The organism is Yersinia sp. SCPM-O-B-9106 (C-191) (genome assembly GCF_026183365.1).
GTDB classification, from domain to species: domain Bacteria; phylum Pseudomonadota; class Gammaproteobacteria; order Enterobacterales; family Enterobacteriaceae; genus Yersinia; species Yersinia rochesterensis.
Genome location: NZ_CP110791.1, coordinates 2,443,892 through 2,464,261, shown reverse-complemented (window position 1 = coordinate 2,464,261; position 20,370 = coordinate 2,443,892). Strand labels below are relative to the sequence as shown.

Below are 20,370 nucleotides of genomic sequence, written 5' to 3'. Positions count from 1 at the left end.
TTTTTTATGCCTGTCGGAAATCCTCCCCTATGTCAGCTATCGATATCACTACCATGCGTGGCGAAATGCCTCGGGCAGTGCCACATCTATTGCCAGAGCAAGCGGCGACTATTGCCAAAAATTGTCATTTTCGCCACGGCGTGATTACACCCATCATGGCTGATGTTGATGGTGGGAAAACATTCAAGTTGAAGCCAACCACCATCTTCCGTTATCGCGATAATTATTGGTTTGCCTGGACTGACTTGGTAGATGCAATCCGCAGTCCGGTGGCTCAGGATCAATATGAGCGTGTGTATTTCACTGACGGTAAATATCCAAAAGTCACTAGCAATCAAATTGCCACGCAAGGTACCGGTAATTTCCCTGCGGCGAGTTATCGTTTGGGCATTCCTGCGCCGAGCAATCCAATTGAAATCACTTCAATTAAACCGCCGGCTGATCATAAAGAAGATGACCCGACCGATGATGATACCCGTTTTTATGTTGAAACTTATGTCACTGGTTATGGTGAAGAGGGGCCACCGGGGCCGGTTTCGCAGGAAGTCACCATCGTCCATCCCGGCAGTACCGTGAACCTTGCTCTGCAACCGCCCGGCAGCCAAAACTCCAATATAACCCGCCGCCGTATTTATCGTTCTGCATCGGGTGGTGGCGTTGCCGATTATCTGCTGTTGATGGAATTGCCCGTTGCTGTACTTACTTATCAGGATATTTCACTGGATAAAGAGCTCGGGCCGGTATTGGAAACAGAAAACTTCCTGATGCCGCCTGATGAAATGATTGGTCTGTGTCTGATGGCAAATGGCATTGCCGCAGGTTTTGCTGGTAATCAGGTGATGTTCTCCGAGGCTTTTCTCCCTTATGCCTGGCCGGAAAGTTACAAGCAAAGCACCGAGCACGCTATTGTGGCCATTGCCCCTATTGGTGCTGGGCTGGTGGTGGGAACAAAAGGGCGGCTCTACTTGTTCAGTGGCATTACCCCGTCAAATATTACCAACGCTAAGTTACCGGTGATGCAAGCCTGTGTGAGCCGTCGCAGTATGGTGAGCATGGACAACTTTGCCATTTATGCCTCACCCAATGGCTTGGTGTCGGTAGATGGTGCTGGGAATGCGTTAGTCGCGACTGAGCAAATTATCGAACCGCGTCAGTGGCGTAAAAACTTCAATCCGGAAAGCATAAAAGCATGGCAGGTTGAGGGGGAATATCTGGCTATTTACCAGACAGCGAAAGGAACTAGCGCTGGATTTATTTTCGACCCGCAAGCCATGGATATTCGCCATCTGACTACTGTCTTTGACACAGCATTTAATGATTTAGAGACTGATACGCTCTACACCATCAAAGGTGACAAGCTCACTATATCGCAGAATAGCACGACACCTTTGCCCATAACATGGCGTAGTAAGCCATTCCTTGCGCCTGCCGGTACATCATTTTCATGTTTGAGAATTATGAGTGACAGGGTGATCCGAGTAGGCGTCAATTTGATTGTTGATGACGTGCTGGTATTGTCTCTGCCGCCAGGTAGTTTAATCGATGGCCTTTTGAAGCTCCCCCCTATTACTGGCCGGAAATGGATCATTGAAGTGTGGGGTTATGCTCAAGTTGATCGCATTACTCTGAGTACCTCTATGGTGGAGATGCCAGCATGACCAAAGGTTTCCGCGCGGGTCGTGATGCGGCTGCAATCTCTGAAAATATTGAGGTGTTGACCGGGCAACGGGGTGACGGTCGCAATCGCGCCGTGACTTATGCAGACTTGGCTGATCTGGATTTGGCAAAATTACGTTCTGGGGCAGGCGGTAAATTACAGCTCAAACCCAGTCCAAATGATAATACTGGCCCAGTCCCCTCTTTTCCCACCCAGCCGCGAAATTTTAAAGCCAACGGTGGTTTTAGCGCCGTACTGCTTGAATGGGACATGCCTAATTATCGTGGACATTCAATAACCGAAATTTATCGCAGCACCGAAGATAACCTGGCTAATGCTGTGATGGTGGCCAGTTCTGCTGCGGCTGTCTACGGCGACCCGGTTGATCCGGGCTGGCAGGGTTTTTACTGGATTCGTTTTGTCAATTCCGCCGGTGTTGAGGGGCCATTCAATGCCAGTAAGGGAACGCCTGCAAAAACGGCAGTCGATATTGATGAGCTGATTGACCTGATTAATAAAGAGATAAATGATTCTCCATTAATCGGTGAGTTGGCGAACAGCGTCGGTGATTTAGATAAAAACGGTGGTCAAGCATTTCAAAAAATGTGGAGCACCAAGGTTAATGCCAGTGGCATAACTGCCGGGATCGGAATAGTCGCAGGCAAAGATGCCAGCGGAAAACCGATATCTCAAGTTGCTATATCGGCCAGTCAGTTTTTTGTCTTTGACCCGAATAATCCAACGGATACTGGAACCTATGCAATCCCATTCTCAGTTGTCGGCGGGAAAGTCGTCATTACAGAGGCTGTGATTCGTGAAGCCACTATCAAAATTTTGAACGCCCAAACGATTATCGCTGATGAAGTTAAAGCAGGGATCAGTATTTCTACCCCGACACTTAAGAGCGCCACTATTAACAACGGCAAGTTTACGGTTGACGCCGCCGGTAACCTGAAAATTGGTGACCTCTTTAGTGTTTCAAATACCGGCAGAATCACTATTAGGCAAGGTGCGGGCAGTATCGGCTTGGTTATTACTAACGATAGAATAGAGGTTTATGATGAAAAAGGTGCGCTTATGGTTCGTCTTGGCAAGCTTGATTAGTTTAACGGCTTGTATGTCAGTGGGTAAGAATCCTCCACCTGAGTTTAACTTTAATGGTGTATGGCAGTGTCGCGCTACGGTTTAGAAGTATTTCGCCCGGATGGCACATCAATTGTTATGGATAACAAAACAACGATCACAAAGATTGTTGGTATGGGCAGTAAGGATAATTCGTTCGGGGAATGGAATACGGGGATTACTGTACCCGTTGGCTATGACTATTTCTTATGGATGTCTTCTTATGCCTGGCTTGATTACACCGTTAGTGGTAGTCAGTGGGTACCTGGTGGATTCGCTTATAATCAACCTTATTTGGATGCTAATCGTACACTGAAAGTAAACTCAGTTAATTACTATGGTGCTATTCCATCCTCATATTATGGTGTTTATATCTGGCCCGCTTCTGGATCGGTGGGCGGTTATGGTATCCAATTTATGGGGGTTAATAACTTCACCGGTATTAGCAATATCAGCCAATTCTCTTGCTTACTGTTTAAGGGAGAAATTGATATTTATGATGGTTGGCTTCCCAGTAATATTAATCCGGCATTCGCAGCCGATCAGGTGATGTGTTATTTCTACACAACAGATGCCAGTAAAACAATTTGCATGTCGCCTGACCCCAATGACCGCCGATATCGGGTTTTTTATGTCAATGGTGGAGGCGGGGCGACCATCAGAGCCAAAGTATGCATTTTTGGCAGTGGTGTTTTAACCCGAAGCCAATATGGCTTGGAAATATACTCTAAACAGAATGGCTCAGTGGTTTATAACTCTGGCTACGATATTCTGGCGCGGCCTAAATTGGTCCCTTTGACGGATGCCCCATTAGGCTCAATGCGCTCTGTTGAGGGGATTGCCCGGCCAATGTATGCGCCCTGTAATATTGGTGCGATGTACAGTTATCCGTGGCAGGTCTATGTCTGGGTAAACAGCAATGGCACGGAGATTGGCCCCTCGTGGGGCTGGGCTAAAAATCAGCCCGCGTCTCATGGCCCCTTTACCTATTACGTCTCAACTATCCCCATCATGGTGTTGGATGCGGCAAACTATTTTAAATTCTAAACTGGCGCGTATCGCCAGCGATGCCGGAGATCCGGATCTGCTTATTCATGTCCAAGACGCCTGCCGTAAAAAGCAGGCGTTTTGCTTTTCGGCAGATGATGCGGTGATCGTCCTGCGCCCACGCATCAAACAGGGCATCCCTTATGTGGTGGTCTGGCTTGGTATCAGTAGCGGGCAACAAGGTTTGGTTAAGTACACCCCAGAGGTTCAGCAACTGACTCGCATGATAGGCGGGCGCTGGGCTGAGTTTTACACGGCACGCAAAGGGTTTATCCGCATTGCTCGACGGCTCGGTTTCGAGCGCATGCCTGATAAAGATGGACTGATGAAATTCAAAATACCGGTTTAATGTAAACAAGTAGATAAGCGAAAGCCCCGAACTGTTAGCCGCAGTCGGGGCTTTCTACTTTCTGCACCTTGAAAAAGGCAAGGGAGAAGATGGGTGAATATTAACCTAGGAGAATGGGTTGTGAAAGCTCTAGAACTGTTTGAACGAAGTAAAACACTCCGGCGCATGTATTACTCCACTGTACTGGTCGGCATTTTATATGGTGTGGCCAGCGTGCTATCCGTAGTTCGTTGGTGGTGAAAATGGGAGGTCATTATGGGCAAAGGTGGAAGTGGTAGCACTGAGATTAAGGAAACCTCTCAGGAACTGGCAGCGGCTGAAATTGCCGGTAAGCAATGGACGCTATACCAGAACGAACTTAAGCCGATGGAAAATCTGTTTATTAGCAAAGTAGACAGTATGAATAACGAGTCGAAATACGACGATGCCGCCGGTACCGTCAATTTAGGCTATCAACAGGAGTTTGGTAAGGCACGCCAACAGGCGGCTACTGAATTGTCTGCGGGTGGTGTTGATCCGAGCAGTGGCAAATTTCAGGGAACCCTACAAACTTTGCAAAGTGACCAAGTGGCCGGGCAAATCGACACGACTAACCGGGCGCAAACCTCGCAACAGGATAAGTACGTTGCCGGTTTGCAAGATGTGGTGGCAATGGGGGCAGGGCAAAAAGCGGATGCACTATCTGGCTACAGCAACATTGCTAATCAGAGTTTGAATAAAGCCACCAGTGATGCCCAAAAATCGCTTAGCGACCGGCAAGCTATTGGGCAGTTAGTTGGCGCTGCTGGTGGAGTAGCCGCACGCACTTATGGCCTAAAAGACGCCAATAGTAGTAAGTCCTCTGGCGTTTTCGGTGGTAACTAATAACAGGAGATAACCATGGGACAAGCATCTGATACCTATGCCAATCTTATTCGTGATCAGTATAACGATTGGCTCACTCGTTTTTATCCAAAGCAAAAAGAGCTAATGGGTTTGGCTACCAGCGGAGAACTGATGAATCAGCAATTAACCCGCGTCAGTGATAGTTCTGCCAACAGTCTGCGTTCTGCTCAGTTGGGTACGCAAAATCAGTTAGCGCGTTATGGCACTACTCAGACGGCAAACCCGAACGATAACAGTTTAGGTCTGCGCTCGGCACTGGCCACTGCCGGGGCGAAGAATGGTATCCGTGAGGCTGAGCAAGACCGGCAGATGAATATCTTAACGGGCGGCAGTGCCAGCCTACGTGAGCAAATGAGTATTGGCGGAGGGAGTCACTAATGGGATACGGACTGATAGATGTCGCACGGGATACCCGGCAACAAGCCCTACAAGGGATGGGGGATGCATCTAACCGTGAAATGCAACGCGAGTCCTCAAATCAACAACTCAAGATGCAACAGCAGCAAGGCAAAATGAGCATGGTGGGTGTTGGCGCGGGGACGGGTTTGGCAATGGGCGGGCCACTCGGGGCCGGTATTGGGGCCGCAGTGGGCTTGCTGGCGGGCAGCATTTTCTAAAGGATCATTATTATGGGCGTACAAGGTTTAGCAGACGGCTTCTTGGCTGGCTTCAATACGACCGATCAGGCAATGAGTCGCAATCGTGAGCTGGGCTTGCGAGATGCCGCACAACAGCAACAGATTAAAGACTCTGACCGTAACTATGGCCTGGCTAAAGATCAGGTGGATTGGCGCAAAGAGACTGATAATCGAGAACACCAATATAAATCACAGCGTGACAGTGTGGGTGATGAGCAGTGGAATAAAAACTACGGGTTAGCGCAAGCCAATCAGCGCACGGCCAATGCCAGTTTGGGCATGCGGGCGCAGGAACTCAACATGCGTAAAAGCGAGTTTAATTTCCAACGTTCACAAGCCGAGCGGCAACAGCGCATGCAAGAAGAAATGCCCGTCGTTCAGGCGATGTATAAACAGATTGAAACCACTGGTCAGGTAGACCCTCAATTGTATGGGCAAATATCAAAGGATAATCCGCTACATCCGTCCCGCTTCTTTGGTCAGGACGCCATCAATAACGTGATGGAGATTAACCAGATTATGCCGAAAGTGCTCTCCGGGGAAATGAACTATAACGACCCGAAAGTATTAAAGACGATGAATACTGTGTTGGCCCCTCATATTGAGCGCAATATTGATGAAGTCGATCCGGAGTCTGGCAAGAAGGTTAAGAGCAAAGAACTGGCCCATATTGGCATCAGCGAAGATGGCAAGTTTGTTATTCCTGGTCTGAAAGTCACTTATAGCGATGGTTCAACCGCCAACAAACCTATGACTCAATTCGGTTCCTCTGATGTGAATGATAACCAGGTAGCGAAAACCCCTATCGATGAGTTTATGAATAAGGTCAGAGGTTACAGCCAGATGGTCGGTCAGCTTAACCAGCCAGATCGCGCCAAGTTTATTGGCAGCATGGTTAACCCGCCAGATAAAGCCGCCATGCGTCAGGAAAGTGAAGGCTACCGCAAAGAGCTGCTGGATATTGGTAAAGATGAAAGTAAGCAATTAGCCGCGCTGAATAAAGACGGTGCCATGATGGATGAGAAGCAACTGGCCGCTGCAAAACAGGAAATAAAAAGCAGCTCTGAGCAACGCCGCCAGCAAGCTTCTGAACTCTATGGTGTTGGTGGGGGCCGTGGTTCTCAGAATCAATCCGGCATTGACCCGGTTGAATTGGAGGCATTTGCCGGGGAGTACCAAAAAGAATTTGGTGAAGCCCCTGATCTGAATAGCCCACAGGATCAGCAATTCTTTATGGCATGGAAGCAAAAACGGCAGCAACCACAGCAAATGAAAGAACCATCTCAGAGTGCGCAACCTGGCTCTACTCAGGGTGGCCCCGTTCCTGATAGTAATACAGCCCAACAGTTAAGGGAAATGAAGCGCATTAATGAAACAAGGCAGCAGTAATACTGACCGACATCTGAAAGCTAATAAAAATGCCATGTCATTAATATAAATCATCTTTTGTAAGGATAATATTAATGAAAATGAATGCTGAAGATACTCTGGAATGCCTTACTGCCTTATTAGATCTATTAACACTTTGTGATGAAAGCACCTCTACTGAGACAATCCAAAATGCATCTTTTCTTGGCTTGGTTTTGGTTGCTAGATTAAAGGAAAAAAAGACAAACAATCCTTAACTTCACATTGAGCTAATTACGCGCTAAATTACAGAAAGATGCCGAAGTGAGCTTTAAAAAGCCCTTCGGCTTTTTTATGCACGAAATCTAGCCTCGACAGGTTCGCCTGCCAGGGCTTTTTTATTCCAGTTTCCCCAGCACAACGCATGTGCTTCAAATCATCGAACCTGATTAGAAATGAGCCTTTGAGGAGCCAGTACGGTTGGTACGCCTCGATGGGCTGGTTTCCTATGCGCCAAAGGTTCATTTCTAATAAGGAAGTGCCAATGAACAAACAAATAGTAGTCATCCCACAATTTTATTTTCGAGACATGGTGGTTATGTCAGAGAACAAAGTGATAACCACCTCACTTAAGGTTGCTCAATGCTTTAGCAAGCGTAACAAAGATGTTCTAAGGGCAATTCGAAACCTGAAATGTTCCGATGATTTTACCCAGCGCAATTTTGCGCCCACTGATTTCATTGATAAAAATGGCGATATGCAGCCGATGTTTAATATAACTCGTGATGGTTGCATGATGCTGATTATGGGATTTACCGGTAAACCTGCAACGGCGATTAAAGAGGCGTATATCAATGCTTTCAACTGGATGGCAGAGCAACTAAAGCGTCGTCGCGCAATTGGCGAACAAGCACAGCATCTATTTGCCATAAAAGAAAATGTTTCGAAGGTTAAGGGGACTATCGGTAGTCGATTGATGAATGCGCGAAAGAAGGAAAAACACAGACTTAATCTTGAATATGAACGTATTAAAGTCCTCTCGCAGCCGGATCTTATTAATACTATCGAACAGCCTCACAACGAGGCTTTTTTTACGTCTGAAATTTGGAGCGCCAAATGACTTACGATCCGCAGCAACAACGTCCAGAAGAGCAAACCAATAACAGTAATCGTGAAACACTCAATATCCAGCAACCAGGTGAGAATGCGAATACTGGTTTTGACTGGGGAGCAGTCAGGGCTGCGCGTGAGGCTGCGGGACGGCAGTCAAAAGTTCCGCAGGCCAACGACCCTAGCATAGGTTTAAAAGATGTACTCCTTTCGGTGGCGGCAGCGCCTGCGGATATCATTAGCGGTAATGCTCAACTATTTAAGGCGGGTAATCAGCACTTAGATGGTAAGGCATCAGAATACCGAAGTGGTGAAAAGAAACCGCTGATTGATATTCCGGTTAGTCCTGAAATGTTGAGGGTGATGCAAGAGAACAGCGGCAATCTGTTATCACGTGCTGGTAATGCAGTGATTGGTGGGGTGGGTGATCTTGCTCAAAGCGCTTCGAAAGAAATCAAAAGCAATTATAGCGATGGCGCTAAAGAAGCTGCGGCGATGGATTTTATAACTTTTGAACGTGACAAAAATAAAAATGTTACTGGAATTAAAGCTGGTGCTGGCCTATTCGATAAAGATGCATGGATGATTAATGCAATCCCATCAATATCGCAAATGTTTTTAACGGCAAGTGGGGCAAAGCTAGGGGCTAATGCGGTTGAAAGGATGGCTGAAAAGGGAGCCTACAATCGTTTAATTAAGGTGCTTCCTGAAGAGGCGGCAAGGGCCACAGCAAAAGAAACTGCTCAGATGGCAAAAAGGAGAGCCCAAGTCACGGGGTTTGTTGGCGTATCGACGGGTACCGCTCAAGGTCAAGGCGGTATTGATATGCGTGAAGAGACTAATTCCATCCCCTTTGATCAATTACTCGAAAGCACAACATTCCAAAAAGCGTTTGCTGATATTGATAGCGACCCCTCTAATTCCTCATTAACTGACACACAAAAATTAACCTTGGCTCGAAGCCAGGTTGCAGAACAAGCTGCTAATAGTGTTACTGCTGATCCTCGGATGCTGGCTATTAATATTGCCGCTTCTACATTGGGGGATCATACCCTAGCAAAATTGCTTACTAAAAAGATGGCAACTAAAAGTGTTATTTCTAGTGCAGCGACGGGAACCTTCGCGGAAGGCAGTACTGAGTTTGCTCAAGGTGCCTCCCAGCGATATGTCCAGAATCAGCAATTAATTAACACCGCAGGCCAAAAAATTGACCCGATGAAAGATGTTTTTGAAACAGGGGCCAACAATGCAATTGTTGGGGGTGGGATTGGTATGGGGGCCGGTACTATCGGTGGGATTCGAGGTCGCAGATCCGCAGCAGAAACCACACCAGAGACTCCCGTTGATATCGAGGGTTCGCCAGTATCTGAAAATATCGATCCCTCCCTACAGCCAGAAGTGACACCGCAGGCAGAAAATCAGACTTCCCCTGAAGTGGCTGTACAACAGAAGTCAGTGAGTGAAAATGGCGTACCCAACTCCCTGATTGATGATTTCCGCGATACCCCAGCTTACTTACGTCAGGATCCTCGCGTGCAAGGCTTTGCTGATGATAGCGATGTTCAGCGTTCACTGGCAGAGCCAGAAGCACAGCCGACCGCACAAGACCTTATTCAGCAGCAAATGGAATCAGGAGAGCAAGGTTTTACACCTGATGAGTTAGCGATACTTGAGCAAGCCGACCAGATTCGAGCACAAAGAACGCCACGCCTGCCAGCGCCCGGTAATATTCATCCGGGAGAAGGCTTCCCCATGCCGGGGCCAATTCAAGGTGATGAATCTCAAGCCGGTGCAGCACCACAATTCACCGCTGGGGAGCAGGCTCGTGGGCAAGTGTATTTGCCGAGGGAGCCGGCAGAGCAGCAAGGCGCGGTGCGGGAGACCCAGACCTACGATGGTCAAACGGATCCGCAGGCCATTACCGATAAAAACATCATCTTTGCCGAGGGGCCAGTCACTAACCCAGATGATGTTCAATCTGGGCAAACTCCACAATTTGACGGGGGGCAGCGTAAAGATGTGCGCCGCTTTACTGAGGCTATGGGGGAACAGTCTGAAACAGCGATTACCGATCAGCGTCAGCGTGCTGGTGGTGTCCCTATAGATGCACGTACCGAAGCTTATGCAAAAGGTGAAACTCTTGGCGAGTTGAGATTGCATCACGGCAAGCCATTCCCTAATGAGAAAGTGGCCAGATTCACTAAGTGGGCAAAAATGCCAGGTGCTGTTATTGAGCCAGTAGGCGACGGTTTTGGCGTGCGATTACCTGCAAAATCAACTGATAGCGGTATTGCATCAACCAAAGAAGGTCACATTGAGCCAGAAAGTCCACAAGGTGAGTTGAGATTGCACCACGGCAAGCCATTCCCCAATGAAAAAGTGGCCAGATTCACTAAGTGGGCCAAGATACCGGGGGCAGTGATTGAACCGGTTGGTGATGGTTTTGGTGTGCGATTGCCACCTGAACCAACAACGGCTAATACGAAAACAGCGCCCTCTAATGAGGGCGTTGTTGTATCTGATGAGCAGCCAGCCGGTGAATTAAGATTGTATGGCGACCAACCCTTCTCCAGTGAGAAAGTTGCTAAGTATTCCAAATGGGGCAAGATGCCGGGTGCCACGATTGAACCGGTAGGAAAGGGGTTTGGTGTTCGCTTACCTGTACCTGAGTCTGCACATCAAACCAAAAAAAGTGATACGAAAATTGATGATTTTGGTGAAGAACTCAAGGGGGCAGCAAAGCATAAGTGGGGCCAGTTAGCTGAATCATTGAAAGCCGAACATGATATCGAAGAAATTAAAAAGCAGCCTTTGTCGAAACTGTTCCCCCATCCTGATTATGCCAAAATGCATGAAAACGGTATTGAACCTGAGAAATTGGCATTGCTGGCAGCATTGCGTTCATTTATCCCAACTAAACCGGGCTCCCCTTATAAGCTAAATCAGTGGGCAGAACAGGTTAAGGGCGTTCGTGATTTAGCGGGTTCCATTATCAATAGCCATGCGAGTGTTGACGATATAAAAACCATTTTCCGCAGTAAGTCCTCCTTACGTTCTGCCGCAGATGCTATTGACTTAATCTCGCAGTTTAAGCCTGAGCAGATGGCCGAAGCGTCAAAATACTCAATTCGTTCCGGCCATTACACCTATTTTGACGGCAAGAGCTATCCCGGTGGGAAAACCCTATATGAGCTGGTTACCCCTGGAGGGATGAAAACTGATATTTCAGCGGGTTCAATGCCGGAGCTATTACCCAAAGCCAAGGAATTTATTGAGACCAAGATTAATAGTGATAAAGGAGATGACGCGCTTAAACAGGCTCAGTTAACGCCTAGACAGGCTAAGTTAGAGATCTATACCCGACGGGCAGACAAGAGTGTGTTTATTGGCTACAAAGGGGCTATGGGCGTTTTGCCGCTGAAAGCGGGCTTCAAAACACCTACCGAAGCACGCGCTTATCTGGCAGAGAATCGCGCTGAAATAGAAGCCAAACTGGATAAATTACGCAAAACATCGCGAGAAGAACAACGCAAATTAACCAACGAGCCCCGGATAGGAATTGAACGCCGTAATGGCAATGTGACGCCTGAACAATTTAGTGATGCCTTCGGCTTCCGGGGAGTGCAGTTTGGTAACTATGTTGAAGGAGCACGCCGCCAAACTGAATTAAACGATGCTTATGACTCGTTGGTTGATATGGCCGAACTACTGAATGTGCCGCCAAAATCGCTGTCATTGAATGGCGAATTGGGTCTGGCATTTGGCGCGCGGGGTAAGGGAGGGGCTAAAGCACATTATGAGCCTAGGCAAGTGGTTATCAATCTCACCAAAGGTAATGGCGCGGGCTCACTGGCACATGAGTGGTTCCATGCACTGGATAACTATTTTGGTACCTATGATGTCCATGGCGAGTCGTCCGGTAAACGTTCATCCGAATTTATTACCGATCGTAGACGTCCTCGTTATGAGTTTAGCAGCGGCAAAAAGCAAGAAATCATCCATCCGGTCAGGCAAGAGGTACATGACGCCTTTAAGAGCGCCGTCGATAAAGTTACCCATAGTGGAATGATGGAACGCGCTGCATTGCTGGACGGTGGCCGAAGCAAAGCTTACTGGACGACTAAACTGGAAATGTCAGCGCGGGCTTTTGAACGCTACCTACTGGATAAAGCCCAGAGTAAAGGCATCACTAACGACTATCTGGTGAACCTGCGCAAAGCTGACGAACACGCCAACCCGGAAACTTATGCTTACCCAACCGAAGCGGAATTAAACGGCGGCGTACGCCAGGCATTTGATCACCTATTCCAAACGCTCAAAACCAAGCCAACCGATAAAGGTATCGCTTTCTATTCGCGTAAGGGTACTGACATTGGCAAAGGCAATGTGATTTCAGATACCGGTCATACCGCCGCTGGCGACAAACCCACTCAGGGAATACGGCAAGGGCGGGCCCAAGTCATCGCTGATGTCTGGGTGCGCAATTTGAATGGTGCAGCCAAAATCAAAGTTAAGGTAGTGCAAACCCAAGCTGAAGCGGCTGCCATGATGCCGAGTGGGATCCCAAAAGAATTCGGCATTATCCATGCCATTTATCAGCCGGAACTCAGCCGGGTGATTGTGGTAGCGGATAACATTACTTCTGACCGCGAGCTTCGGGCTAAATTGCGTCATGAGGTCTTGGCGCACCACGGGCTGGCTTCCGTCATTGGTGATGTGGAATACGACCGTATCATGCGCGTATTACATCAGACTCGTGACAGCAAAAATAAAGAAATTCAGGATGTTTGGCGGGAAGTCGATAAGTCATATCGCAATGAGTCCCCTGAAATGCAGGCTAATGAATTCTTAGCCCACATGGCGGAGCGCTCAGAACTCAGCGGTCTTGGGGCGATGTGGGACCGTTTTGTTTCTGTGCTGATCAATGCGTTGAAGAAAACCGGCATCATGAATGTGAATGATATTTCGCCAACTGAGATACGCAATATTCTGCGCACCGTCGCTGGGCGGTTTAAAAAGACGGCTATGTATGATGGCGAACAACCCGGAACGCGGGAGTTTGATAATACGTTTTCACGCTCTGATGCTCTGTATTCCAAAGGCCGCAAAGATCCATTCAAACCCGATAGCTATGACGCTAAGCAGTTTGCATTTGAAGTTGAAAATATAGCGGCAATGGAGCATGCCCCACGTCATCAGGTTCGCTTAGGTGACACGCCCGCCGTTTATCAGGCGCTTGGTGCGCGGAATATTGAACTTACCATGCCTGCGTCCGTGGTGCATAAAGCCACTGACCCATCCGTACGTGATCACGCAGTACGACTGGAGGATATGAAGCGGTTGCCTGAGTTAATCTCGGATCCTGTGGCTGTCATGCGTTCTGCAACGGAGAAAGATGCGTTAGTCTCACTGGTGGAAGCTCATGATGCTAATGGGAATCCAGTGATTGCCGCTATTCATCTGAATGGTAAAGGTGCTGGATTTGCAGAGGTGAATAAGATTGCGAGCGTGTACGGAAAAGATAACCGTGCTGCACTACAAAAGCAGTTGGACAACGACTTGCTGTATTTAGACAAAGAAAAAGCCGCTAAATGGCTTCATGCAACCGGGCTCCAATTGCCCGGGGCGAACACCTTTAGCGGCTCAAGTAAAAATATACTCTCCAAGCAGGATATTCGCAATAGTGATGCGCTTTACTCCCGCACTACCAACCCATCAATGGATGCTGAAACCAACCGCAAAATGGGCTTCAACGTTGAGCAGGGGTGGTTTGATAAGGTCAAGACTTTCTACGGCACCGTGACCAGCAAAGATAAAACGGAACTGAAAGCCTGGCTAAAAGAAACCGGTCGTAAACTCAATACCAAAACCTTTGATGGTATGGCTCCGCTGAAGTATGCCGAGGATGCCGCTGGTATCAATGATGCACGAAGCTCTGCCTACATTGGAGCGCGTATGGCTGCCGGGGCAGGCTCTGTTACTGCCGCCACTTTAGAGCATGGCTTGCCGCGCTATAACAAAGCCGAAGGGATAGTAGAGCGACAATCCGGTACCGGTAAAGAGGACGCTCTTATGGGTATTCTCGACGGACTGGGAAACCATCGGGAAAACTTCTTTAAATGGATCGCCGGCCATCGCTCTGAACGGCTGATAAAAGAGGGCAAAGAGAACAACTTTAATGCCGACGAAATTGCTTATATGAAAACCCTTAACCGGGGTAATGAAGCCTTATTCGACAGCCAGAAGAAAAAATATGATGCTTTTATTAAGTCGATTCTGGATCTGCAACAAGATATGGGATTGATTGATCCGGAAAGCCGCGCACAGTGGGAGGATGCTTGGTACTTGCCTTATTACCGTGAAGCAGAAAATGGCGAGGTGAAAGGGCCGTGGACCAGCAAAGGCATTGCCAACCAGAGCAGTACCGTACGCAAGTTAAAAGGCAGCGATTTAACCATCAAGGATCCTATCGAAAACCTGTTTAACTATGTGGCGAAATCGGTTGATGCTTCAATGAAAAATGAGGCCATGCGTCGCTCAGTGGTCAATCTTGTGGATACCGGCGTGCTGGAGGTGATTGAATCACCTAATAAAATGGATTTTGAGCGTATCGGCAAAGATGTGGTTAAGGTGTTTATTGATGGGCAGGAAAAACTGGTTCAGGTTAATGATCCGGAACTGTATCGCGCCTTTACTATGATTGACCTCGAGCGAAGTAACTCCACCTTTATGAAAGCAGCACGCACGGCTAAAAAAGTGCTGACCGTCAGCACCACATCAATGCCTGATTTTATTATCCGCAACTTCTTACGTGACTCAATCCACTCATGGGCCATCAATAAAGATGGTTTTAAGCCAGTTATAGCCTCATGGGCCGGATTTAAAAAAGCCCTACGCACCGATGATAGTCTGGTGGATATGATGTTTGCTGGCGCGACTTTTGGCGGTGGTTATTCCAATGTCTATGATCCCGCGTCTACGGCCAAAACCATCCGCAGCGTTCTGCGGCGTAAAGGTTACAACGATAGCCAAATCCACGAATTTGAATCCTCTATTGTCCGTAACAGCAAAGAGGTGATGGACAAGGTCGAACTGGGGTTACATAAATATAAGAACCTCAGTGAAGCTGCGGAAAACGCTAACCGGCTGGCCACTTATGATGCTGCAATTAAATCGGGGAAAAGCAAAGCGCAGGCGGCATTTGAGTCGCGTGACTTGATGGACTTCAGCATGATGGGTGCCAGCAATATCATGATTAACCTGAGTGATATGCTGCCGTTCTTCAACGCCCGCATGCAGGGGCTGAGTAAATTAGGCCGAGGTATCAAAGAGAACCCGCGTGAAGTGCTGAAGCGCGGCGGCATGATTACGGCGGCCTCTCTGGCACTGATGGCGCTGAATTGGGATGATAAACGTTATGAAGAGCTACAGGACTGGGATAAAGACACCTATTGGCATGTATGGATTGGTGATCAACATATTCGCTTTCCAAAACCGTTCGAGTTTGGCGCGATATTTGGCACTTTACCCGAGCGATTTATTCGTGCGCTGGGCGGTAAAGATACCGGGGCTAAATTCGGCAAGCTGGTGGCGCATAACTTTATGGAAACCATGGCATTCAACCCTATCCCGCAAGTCGCCATGCCGATTGCTGAAGCTTATGTTAACTATGATTTCTTCAAAGGCGGCCCGATTGAGAACATGGCCGACAGCAATTTGATGGCCGGAGCCCGTTATAATGACCAGACCAGCCTGTTAATGCGTGAAATAGGTGAGGCGACCAATATGTCACCGAAGATGCTGGATCATATTGTGATGGGTTACACCGGTAGCTTGGGCGGCTATGTGATGGGCGCGACCAATCTGCTGATGCGTAACCTGAAAGACTACGGCGAAACCCCGGCCATGCGGTTGGATGAACTGCCGGTGATTAAATCCTTCTTTAGAGGTTCAGATCCGGCCAAGTCTACCCAATTCACCGAAGATTTTTACCGCATGATGACTGAAGCCAATCAGATAAATAGCACTATTAACAGCTTCCGTAAGCAGGGGCGTGGCGATGATGCAAATGAATTGATAGAGGACAATAGAGGGAAGTTATCGCAGCGTCAGGGGCTAACAGCGACTCAGAAACAAGTGAAGGCACTGAATGCCCAGATTGAAATGATGAGGCGGGACCGGATACTAACGGCGGATCAGAAAAGGGAGAAGATTGACCGGCTGATGGCAACCAGAAACAAACTAGTACAGCAGGCGGTGGAAAGGGTGAATCCGTATTTTAATAAGTAAATTGAAAGGGAGTTTGGAAGGGCTCCCTGAGTTATTAACGGCCGAGCAAAGCAAATTTGTCACGATTATAGATAGCCTTAATTACCAACTCGAAAGAGCCTCATCTGGGGGGATCAGACCTTAGAGTTGGAACGTGCCAAAAGCTGACGTATCAAACACCAGATATTAAGTCCCTATCAGTGTATTATAGCAAATCTACACATCTCCTTACTTGAAACTTCCCATCCTCCCTCAATCTTATTTCTGCTATAAACTCTAATCCCTCTTTCAAATGCTCATAAAAATTTGCTGGGAAAGCAACCTTATGAAAAAAAACCTCATTCGATGATGAACCAACTTGTACAAAACCAAAACCACGTTTTGGATTAAAGTTTTTAACAATACATTTCTCTAACTGAAATTCATTTTTCCCTTCCACAAAACCGTAGATTGAACTTACTTCTATCCCTCTTTTCCCTTGTTCTAAACTGCAATAAACAATATCTGAATCATATATATTTTTCATTTCATTGATTTTTAGATTGGTTAATTTAAAATATAAATCTTGGTTCATTTCCTTAATAGATAGAAAACCAAAACCTTTTTCAGGATCATAACGCTCAACTTTACCAACTAACTTCTCCCCTAGGAAACTGGTCATGTTATCCGGGATGATTCCATTAGTTCCATTTCTATCTACACTAAAAGACTTTATATCCCTAATTAACTCCATCTGACATTCATACTGTTCCTTATCTTGTGTTGATGTAACAAACTTACTATCTTCGCGAAGTAGGTACTCTGAAAATAGCTTTCTAATACTAGATGTTATTTCACCGAAAGAGGAATTAGATTTTGACTTGTAATATCCCTTAATGTTGGCAACAACTTCAGGGTCGCTAATACCTGTTGTGATTGCCATTTGGTAAAAATAGACACTGTTTTTCGTTGATAAATCATAATGAGCCAATCCTTTATAGCTAATTGCTAGCTTTTGATTGTCATCTAGCACACTTGTAGATGGGTCATATGGTTCAATTAATCTCAATGATACTAACTCTGTCAGACATCTTTGTATATCGACGGAATCAATATCTAGAGCTTCAAAATATTGTACTATCGATTGTACAGTACAATGTCTTTCTTCAACATCACGACCTGTCAACTTGGTGACTTTTAAAAGAACTAGAATCCTAAGAATTAATAATGGTGAGTGTATCTTTGAAGAATTTACCTTAAAGGTAGAAATAACTCCAAAGTCATCACCAGTGCTAACTCTGTAAGCTTCATAATCGCCACGTATGAGAGCATCAATAAACTTCGAATAATTTATTGGCTCAGTAGTCAAATAAGTTGTGATTAAATCTTCAATTCGCATAACTGGAGAAGTTATTATTCTTTTAGAAAGATTCATTATAGAGCGAATATTATAGTTCGTAAGTTCCCCTAAAGTTTTAGCTGTAAAGCTATTTTCGACAAAAACATCATCTAAAACTTGCGCAAATTTTTTGATGTTTTTTAACTCAATCCTTATCCCTTTACTTGTTAAATACTCTTTCTTTTCAGTCACATCGGCTGTGACAAGCTTTTTATTTAAAAAGTCAATTCTTTTTCTGAAAACTTCTCTTGGTGATGGTGTTGGTAAAAAGAAAGACCTAGACTGATGGATAGTAAAAATATCAGTTTTAGAAAAGCTCCATGCGGATTTATCAGTCACAGGAAACATTAACATGCAATATTTAACTTTACGTCTATACGCATTGCAAAACTGAAATATCCGAACCTTAAAATCTAAAGAAAACTCATCTATATTATCTACAATAACAATTGGCAATTTATTCCTATTATGAATTGCAAAATGCAGCAGGCTTTCAAGATATCCTTCTCTATTAGTCTTAACTTCTTTTTCAAGGAATTCTGAAAATTTAACATCAAACGCATTTCTGTCATTTTCATATATCTTTTTCAAATAACCAGAGGTCATTCTTTTATAATGACTAAAATACATCCCCTGAAGTTCACTATATTCCGGATACCCTTCATTGAACAAATCACATTCTAATAATGTTATTATTCTTTCAGATATCCATGCAGTCGTTGTAGTATCATTCCCCGTTGCATCAAGACAATTTATGTTTAGTGTCAGGCAGTTTTCTCTAGTTCCTGTAGGTAATATTTTTGAAAAAAACCTATTGATATATGTTGTTTTTCCAGAGCCTGTCGGGCCAACAATAAATACTGACATATCTGAATCTGCTGGAAGCTTGGCTTGAACATTCCCTTGAATTAATTCACTAAGTTCTAACCCAACTTTATTTTTTTCTTTCGGTAAATTGTTTAAAATACTCGTTGTTATTTTTTCCAAAGAGTAATCAGCGATCCTACTCTCATTGGATTCAACAAAACACTCATTCATTATCTCAGAGTTATCGTCTCCGATAAGTTGAGTAAAAAAACCATTAAATATCTTCTCAAGATCAAAAGCAATTGGTGATTTCTTAAGTATGTTAATTTCATCAATTTCCAATGGTGCTTTAAGAGGGATACTCAAATTTTGACGACTATTATGAATTGTATCAAACATTATATTATATATTTTCTCTGAAAAGCATTCATATGCTAACAATTCATAAAAAATACTAAATGAATTTTCTACTGCCTCTAAAGAAGGAAAAACGAAAGCTTCTTTATCTTTATATTTTGCCCCATGAACCCAAGTTTTAAATATTATCCATTTAATTCCATCAGTTACAACCGAAATAGGTATACCTTCTTCACTTGCATATGAAAAAGCTTGCTGAATTCCAGGCATTGATTTTTTTAATGATGAGCCAGATAATTTGAGAGTTCTATATTTATCCAATATCGAAGATTCAATATCAAGTATACCAATTCTTTTTGCCTCAACAACCAAAGTTGATTCTTCGCCAATCTTCATGACATAATCTGAATAGCCACTATCATGCTTATTTTCGCATGCGAACTGTGTAAAAGACCATCCTAAACATTCAGTAAATATTCTGTTGATAATTTGAACTTTAGCATCTTCCTCGCTCTCTATGGATGCTAGATTCCCACGAATATCAGAAAGCAAAGATTTCAACTTTTGCTCTGCGAAATCAATATTACCCATCACTCCTCCGCTTTGTTATAGTAATTAACTTTTCCTGAAACAGTTAATTCTGACCAATTATTTAAATACTGCGTCTATAGAGGCAATCGCAGAAAAATTGAACTGTTCGCATTAGTTTTCTTATGCTATATGATTTCCTTATTTGTTTCTATTGTGGGCGTGCAAAAAAAATCAATCACTCGTTCCACTATTGAAGTTATGTCACTTTTTACACCAAATCGAAGAATAATAAGTTCCAAGTATTAAGTCACCATTGGATTAAAAACTGAATCACCATGGATGCTCTAGACACTTTGAATCGGTGGGTATATTACATCGGCTCCTCACTATGAGCTGGCTGTCAGATTGAGGAGAGACTAATTTCATTACAGTATCAATAGCTATTTGATAGCGTCATTCACAATGACGAACAGGACCAATAACAGAATAAATCCGATGATCCCTAAAATGATGCTGGCGTTACTATCCATGTGCATATTGTCTTTACCTGCTAGCAGGTAAGCGGCGATAACAAACGGAACACAGAGAGCAGGGTGGATAGTGATCATTACGGCTGCCAGTATTAAGCAGACTATAAATAGTGTCGATGTCATGTTTTCCTCATTTTAGCGCCCGAACTTTTCCCGAGAATTTTCGAAATAGCTGATAAATATATGATCATGTTGATCTTTTAAAGACGGTGTTAAACGTATGCTAAAGGTCATAACTCTGATTATCTTATTGTTTTATATAGATAAATCTAAGAATTCTCACCTTTAGGAATCGTATTCGGTCTTTTTTTAACTTGTTGATTTTAAAGGTGAATTTTGTGGTT

General features: G+C 45.2%; 13 protein-coding genes. 11 read left to right on the top strand and 2 right to left on the bottom strand.

What is annotated here, in order from left to right:
- Positions 1-29: 29 nt before the first annotated feature.
- From OP863_RS11315 to OP863_RS11265, 11 genes are all read left to right on the top strand, one after another.
- Positions 30-1,658: a hypothetical protein gene (locus OP863_RS11315; RefSeq protein WP_265525274.1), complete on the top strand. Its 1,629-nt coding sequence runs from the start codon at positions 30-32 to the stop codon at positions 1,656-1,658.
- A complete protein-coding gene (locus OP863_RS11310; protein ID WP_265525273.1) occupies positions 1,655-2,761 on the top strand; it encodes a phage tail tip fiber protein in 1,107 nt (368 codons plus the stop codon). The genes OP863_RS11315 and OP863_RS11310 overlap by 4 nt, the downstream gene beginning before the upstream one ends.
- Before the next feature lie 66 nt (positions 2,762-2,827).
- Positions 2,828-3,826 (top strand): hypothetical protein, encoded by a 999-nt coding sequence (locus OP863_RS11305; RefSeq protein WP_265525272.1) that lies wholly within the window; start codon positions 2,828-2,830, stop codon positions 3,824-3,826.
- Positions 3,801-4,175 (top strand): hypothetical protein, encoded by a 375-nt coding sequence (locus tag OP863_RS11300; RefSeq protein WP_265525271.1) that lies wholly within the window; start codon positions 3,801-3,803, stop codon positions 4,173-4,175. The genes OP863_RS11305 and OP863_RS11300 overlap by 26 nt, the downstream gene beginning before the upstream one ends.
- A 255-nt stretch (positions 4,176-4,430) precedes the next feature.
- Positions 4,431-5,039 carry a hypothetical protein gene (locus tag OP863_RS11295; protein WP_265525270.1) on the top strand — a complete coding sequence of 203 codons (609 nt, stop codon included), beginning with the start codon at positions 4,431-4,433 and terminating at the stop codon, positions 5,037-5,039.
- Between the two features lie 15 nt (positions 5,040-5,054).
- On the top strand, positions 5,055-5,438 hold the full coding sequence (locus OP863_RS11290; protein WP_050880630.1) for a hypothetical protein: 384 nt from the start codon (positions 5,055-5,057) through the stop codon (positions 5,436-5,438).
- Entirely contained in the window at positions 5,438-5,677 is a 240-nt protein-coding gene (locus OP863_RS11285; RefSeq protein WP_053012593.1) for a hypothetical protein, read from the top strand. Before OP863_RS11290 ends, OP863_RS11285 begins: the two co-directional genes overlap by 1 nt.
- A gap of 12 nt (positions 5,678-5,689) precedes the next feature.
- The gene (locus OP863_RS11280) at positions 5,690-7,087 is read left to right on the top strand and encodes a hypothetical protein (protein ID WP_265525269.1); all 1,398 of its coding nucleotides are present in this window, start codon (positions 5,690-5,692) and stop codon (positions 7,085-7,087) included.
- Between the two features lie 74 nt (positions 7,088-7,161).
- A complete protein-coding gene (locus OP863_RS11275) occupies positions 7,162-7,323 on the top strand; it encodes a hypothetical protein (RefSeq protein WP_265525268.1) in 162 nt (53 codons plus the stop codon).
- Between the two features lie 266 nt (positions 7,324-7,589).
- Positions 7,590-8,165 carry a Rha family transcriptional regulator gene (locus OP863_RS11270; RefSeq protein WP_265525267.1) on the top strand — a complete coding sequence of 192 codons (576 nt, stop codon included), beginning with the start codon at positions 7,590-7,592 and terminating at the stop codon, positions 8,163-8,165.
- The gene (locus tag OP863_RS11265; RefSeq protein WP_265525266.1) at positions 8,162-16,444 is read left to right on the top strand and encodes an LPD38 domain-containing protein; all 8,283 of its coding nucleotides are present in this window, start codon (positions 8,162-8,164) and stop codon (positions 16,442-16,444) included. The genes OP863_RS11270 and OP863_RS11265 overlap by 4 nt, the downstream gene beginning before the upstream one ends.
- A gap of 184 nt (positions 16,445-16,628) precedes the next feature.
- On the opposite strand, the gene OP863_RS11260 is transcribed toward OP863_RS11265, so the two are convergent.
- Together OP863_RS11260 and OP863_RS11255 are read right to left on the bottom strand one after the other, a co-directional pair.
- The gene (locus OP863_RS11260) at positions 16,629-19,556 is read right to left on the bottom strand and encodes a cold shock domain-containing protein (RefSeq protein WP_265525265.1); all 2,928 of its coding nucleotides are present in this window, start codon (positions 19,554-19,556) and stop codon (positions 16,629-16,631) included.
- Between the two features lie 380 nt (positions 19,557-19,936).
- A complete protein-coding gene (locus tag OP863_RS11255; RefSeq protein ID WP_265525264.1) occupies positions 19,937-20,149 on the bottom strand; it encodes a hypothetical protein in 213 nt (70 codons plus the stop codon).
- Positions 20,150-20,370 lie beyond the last annotated feature (221 nt).

Coding starts and splice junctions, on each gene's coding strand:
- OP863_RS11315 (WP_265525274.1), top strand. CDS start 30: ATGTCAGCTATCGATATCACTACCATGCGTGGCGAAATGCCTCGGGCA.
- OP863_RS11310 (WP_265525273.1), top strand. CDS start 1,655: ATGACCAAAGGTTTCCGCGCGGGTCGTGATGCGGCTGCAATCTCTGAA.
- OP863_RS11300 (WP_265525271.1), top strand. CDS start 3,801: ATGCGGCAAACTATTTTAAATTCTAAACTGGCGCGTATCGCCAGCGAT.
- OP863_RS11295 (WP_265525270.1), top strand. CDS start 4,431: ATGGGCAAAGGTGGAAGTGGTAGCACTGAGATTAAGGAAACCTCTCAG.
- OP863_RS11290 (WP_050880630.1), top strand. CDS start 5,055: ATGGGACAAGCATCTGATACCTATGCCAATCTTATTCGTGATCAGTAT.
- OP863_RS11285 (WP_053012593.1), top strand. CDS start 5,438: ATGGGATACGGACTGATAGATGTCGCACGGGATACCCGGCAACAAGCC.
- OP863_RS11280 (WP_265525269.1), top strand. CDS start 5,690: ATGGGCGTACAAGGTTTAGCAGACGGCTTCTTGGCTGGCTTCAATACG.
- OP863_RS11275 (WP_265525268.1), top strand. CDS start 7,162: ATGAAAATGAATGCTGAAGATACTCTGGAATGCCTTACTGCCTTATTA.
- OP863_RS11270 (WP_265525267.1), top strand. CDS start 7,590: ATGAACAAACAAATAGTAGTCATCCCACAATTTTATTTTCGAGACATG.
- OP863_RS11265 (WP_265525266.1), top strand. CDS start 8,162: ATGACTTACGATCCGCAGCAACAACGTCCAGAAGAGCAAACCAATAAC.
- OP863_RS11260 (WP_265525265.1), bottom strand. CDS start 19,556: ATGGGTAATATTGATTTCGCAGAGCAAAAGTTGAAATCTTTGCTTTCT.
- OP863_RS11255 (WP_265525264.1), bottom strand. CDS start 20,149: ATGACATCGACACTATTTATAGTCTGCTTAATACTGGCAGCCGTAATG.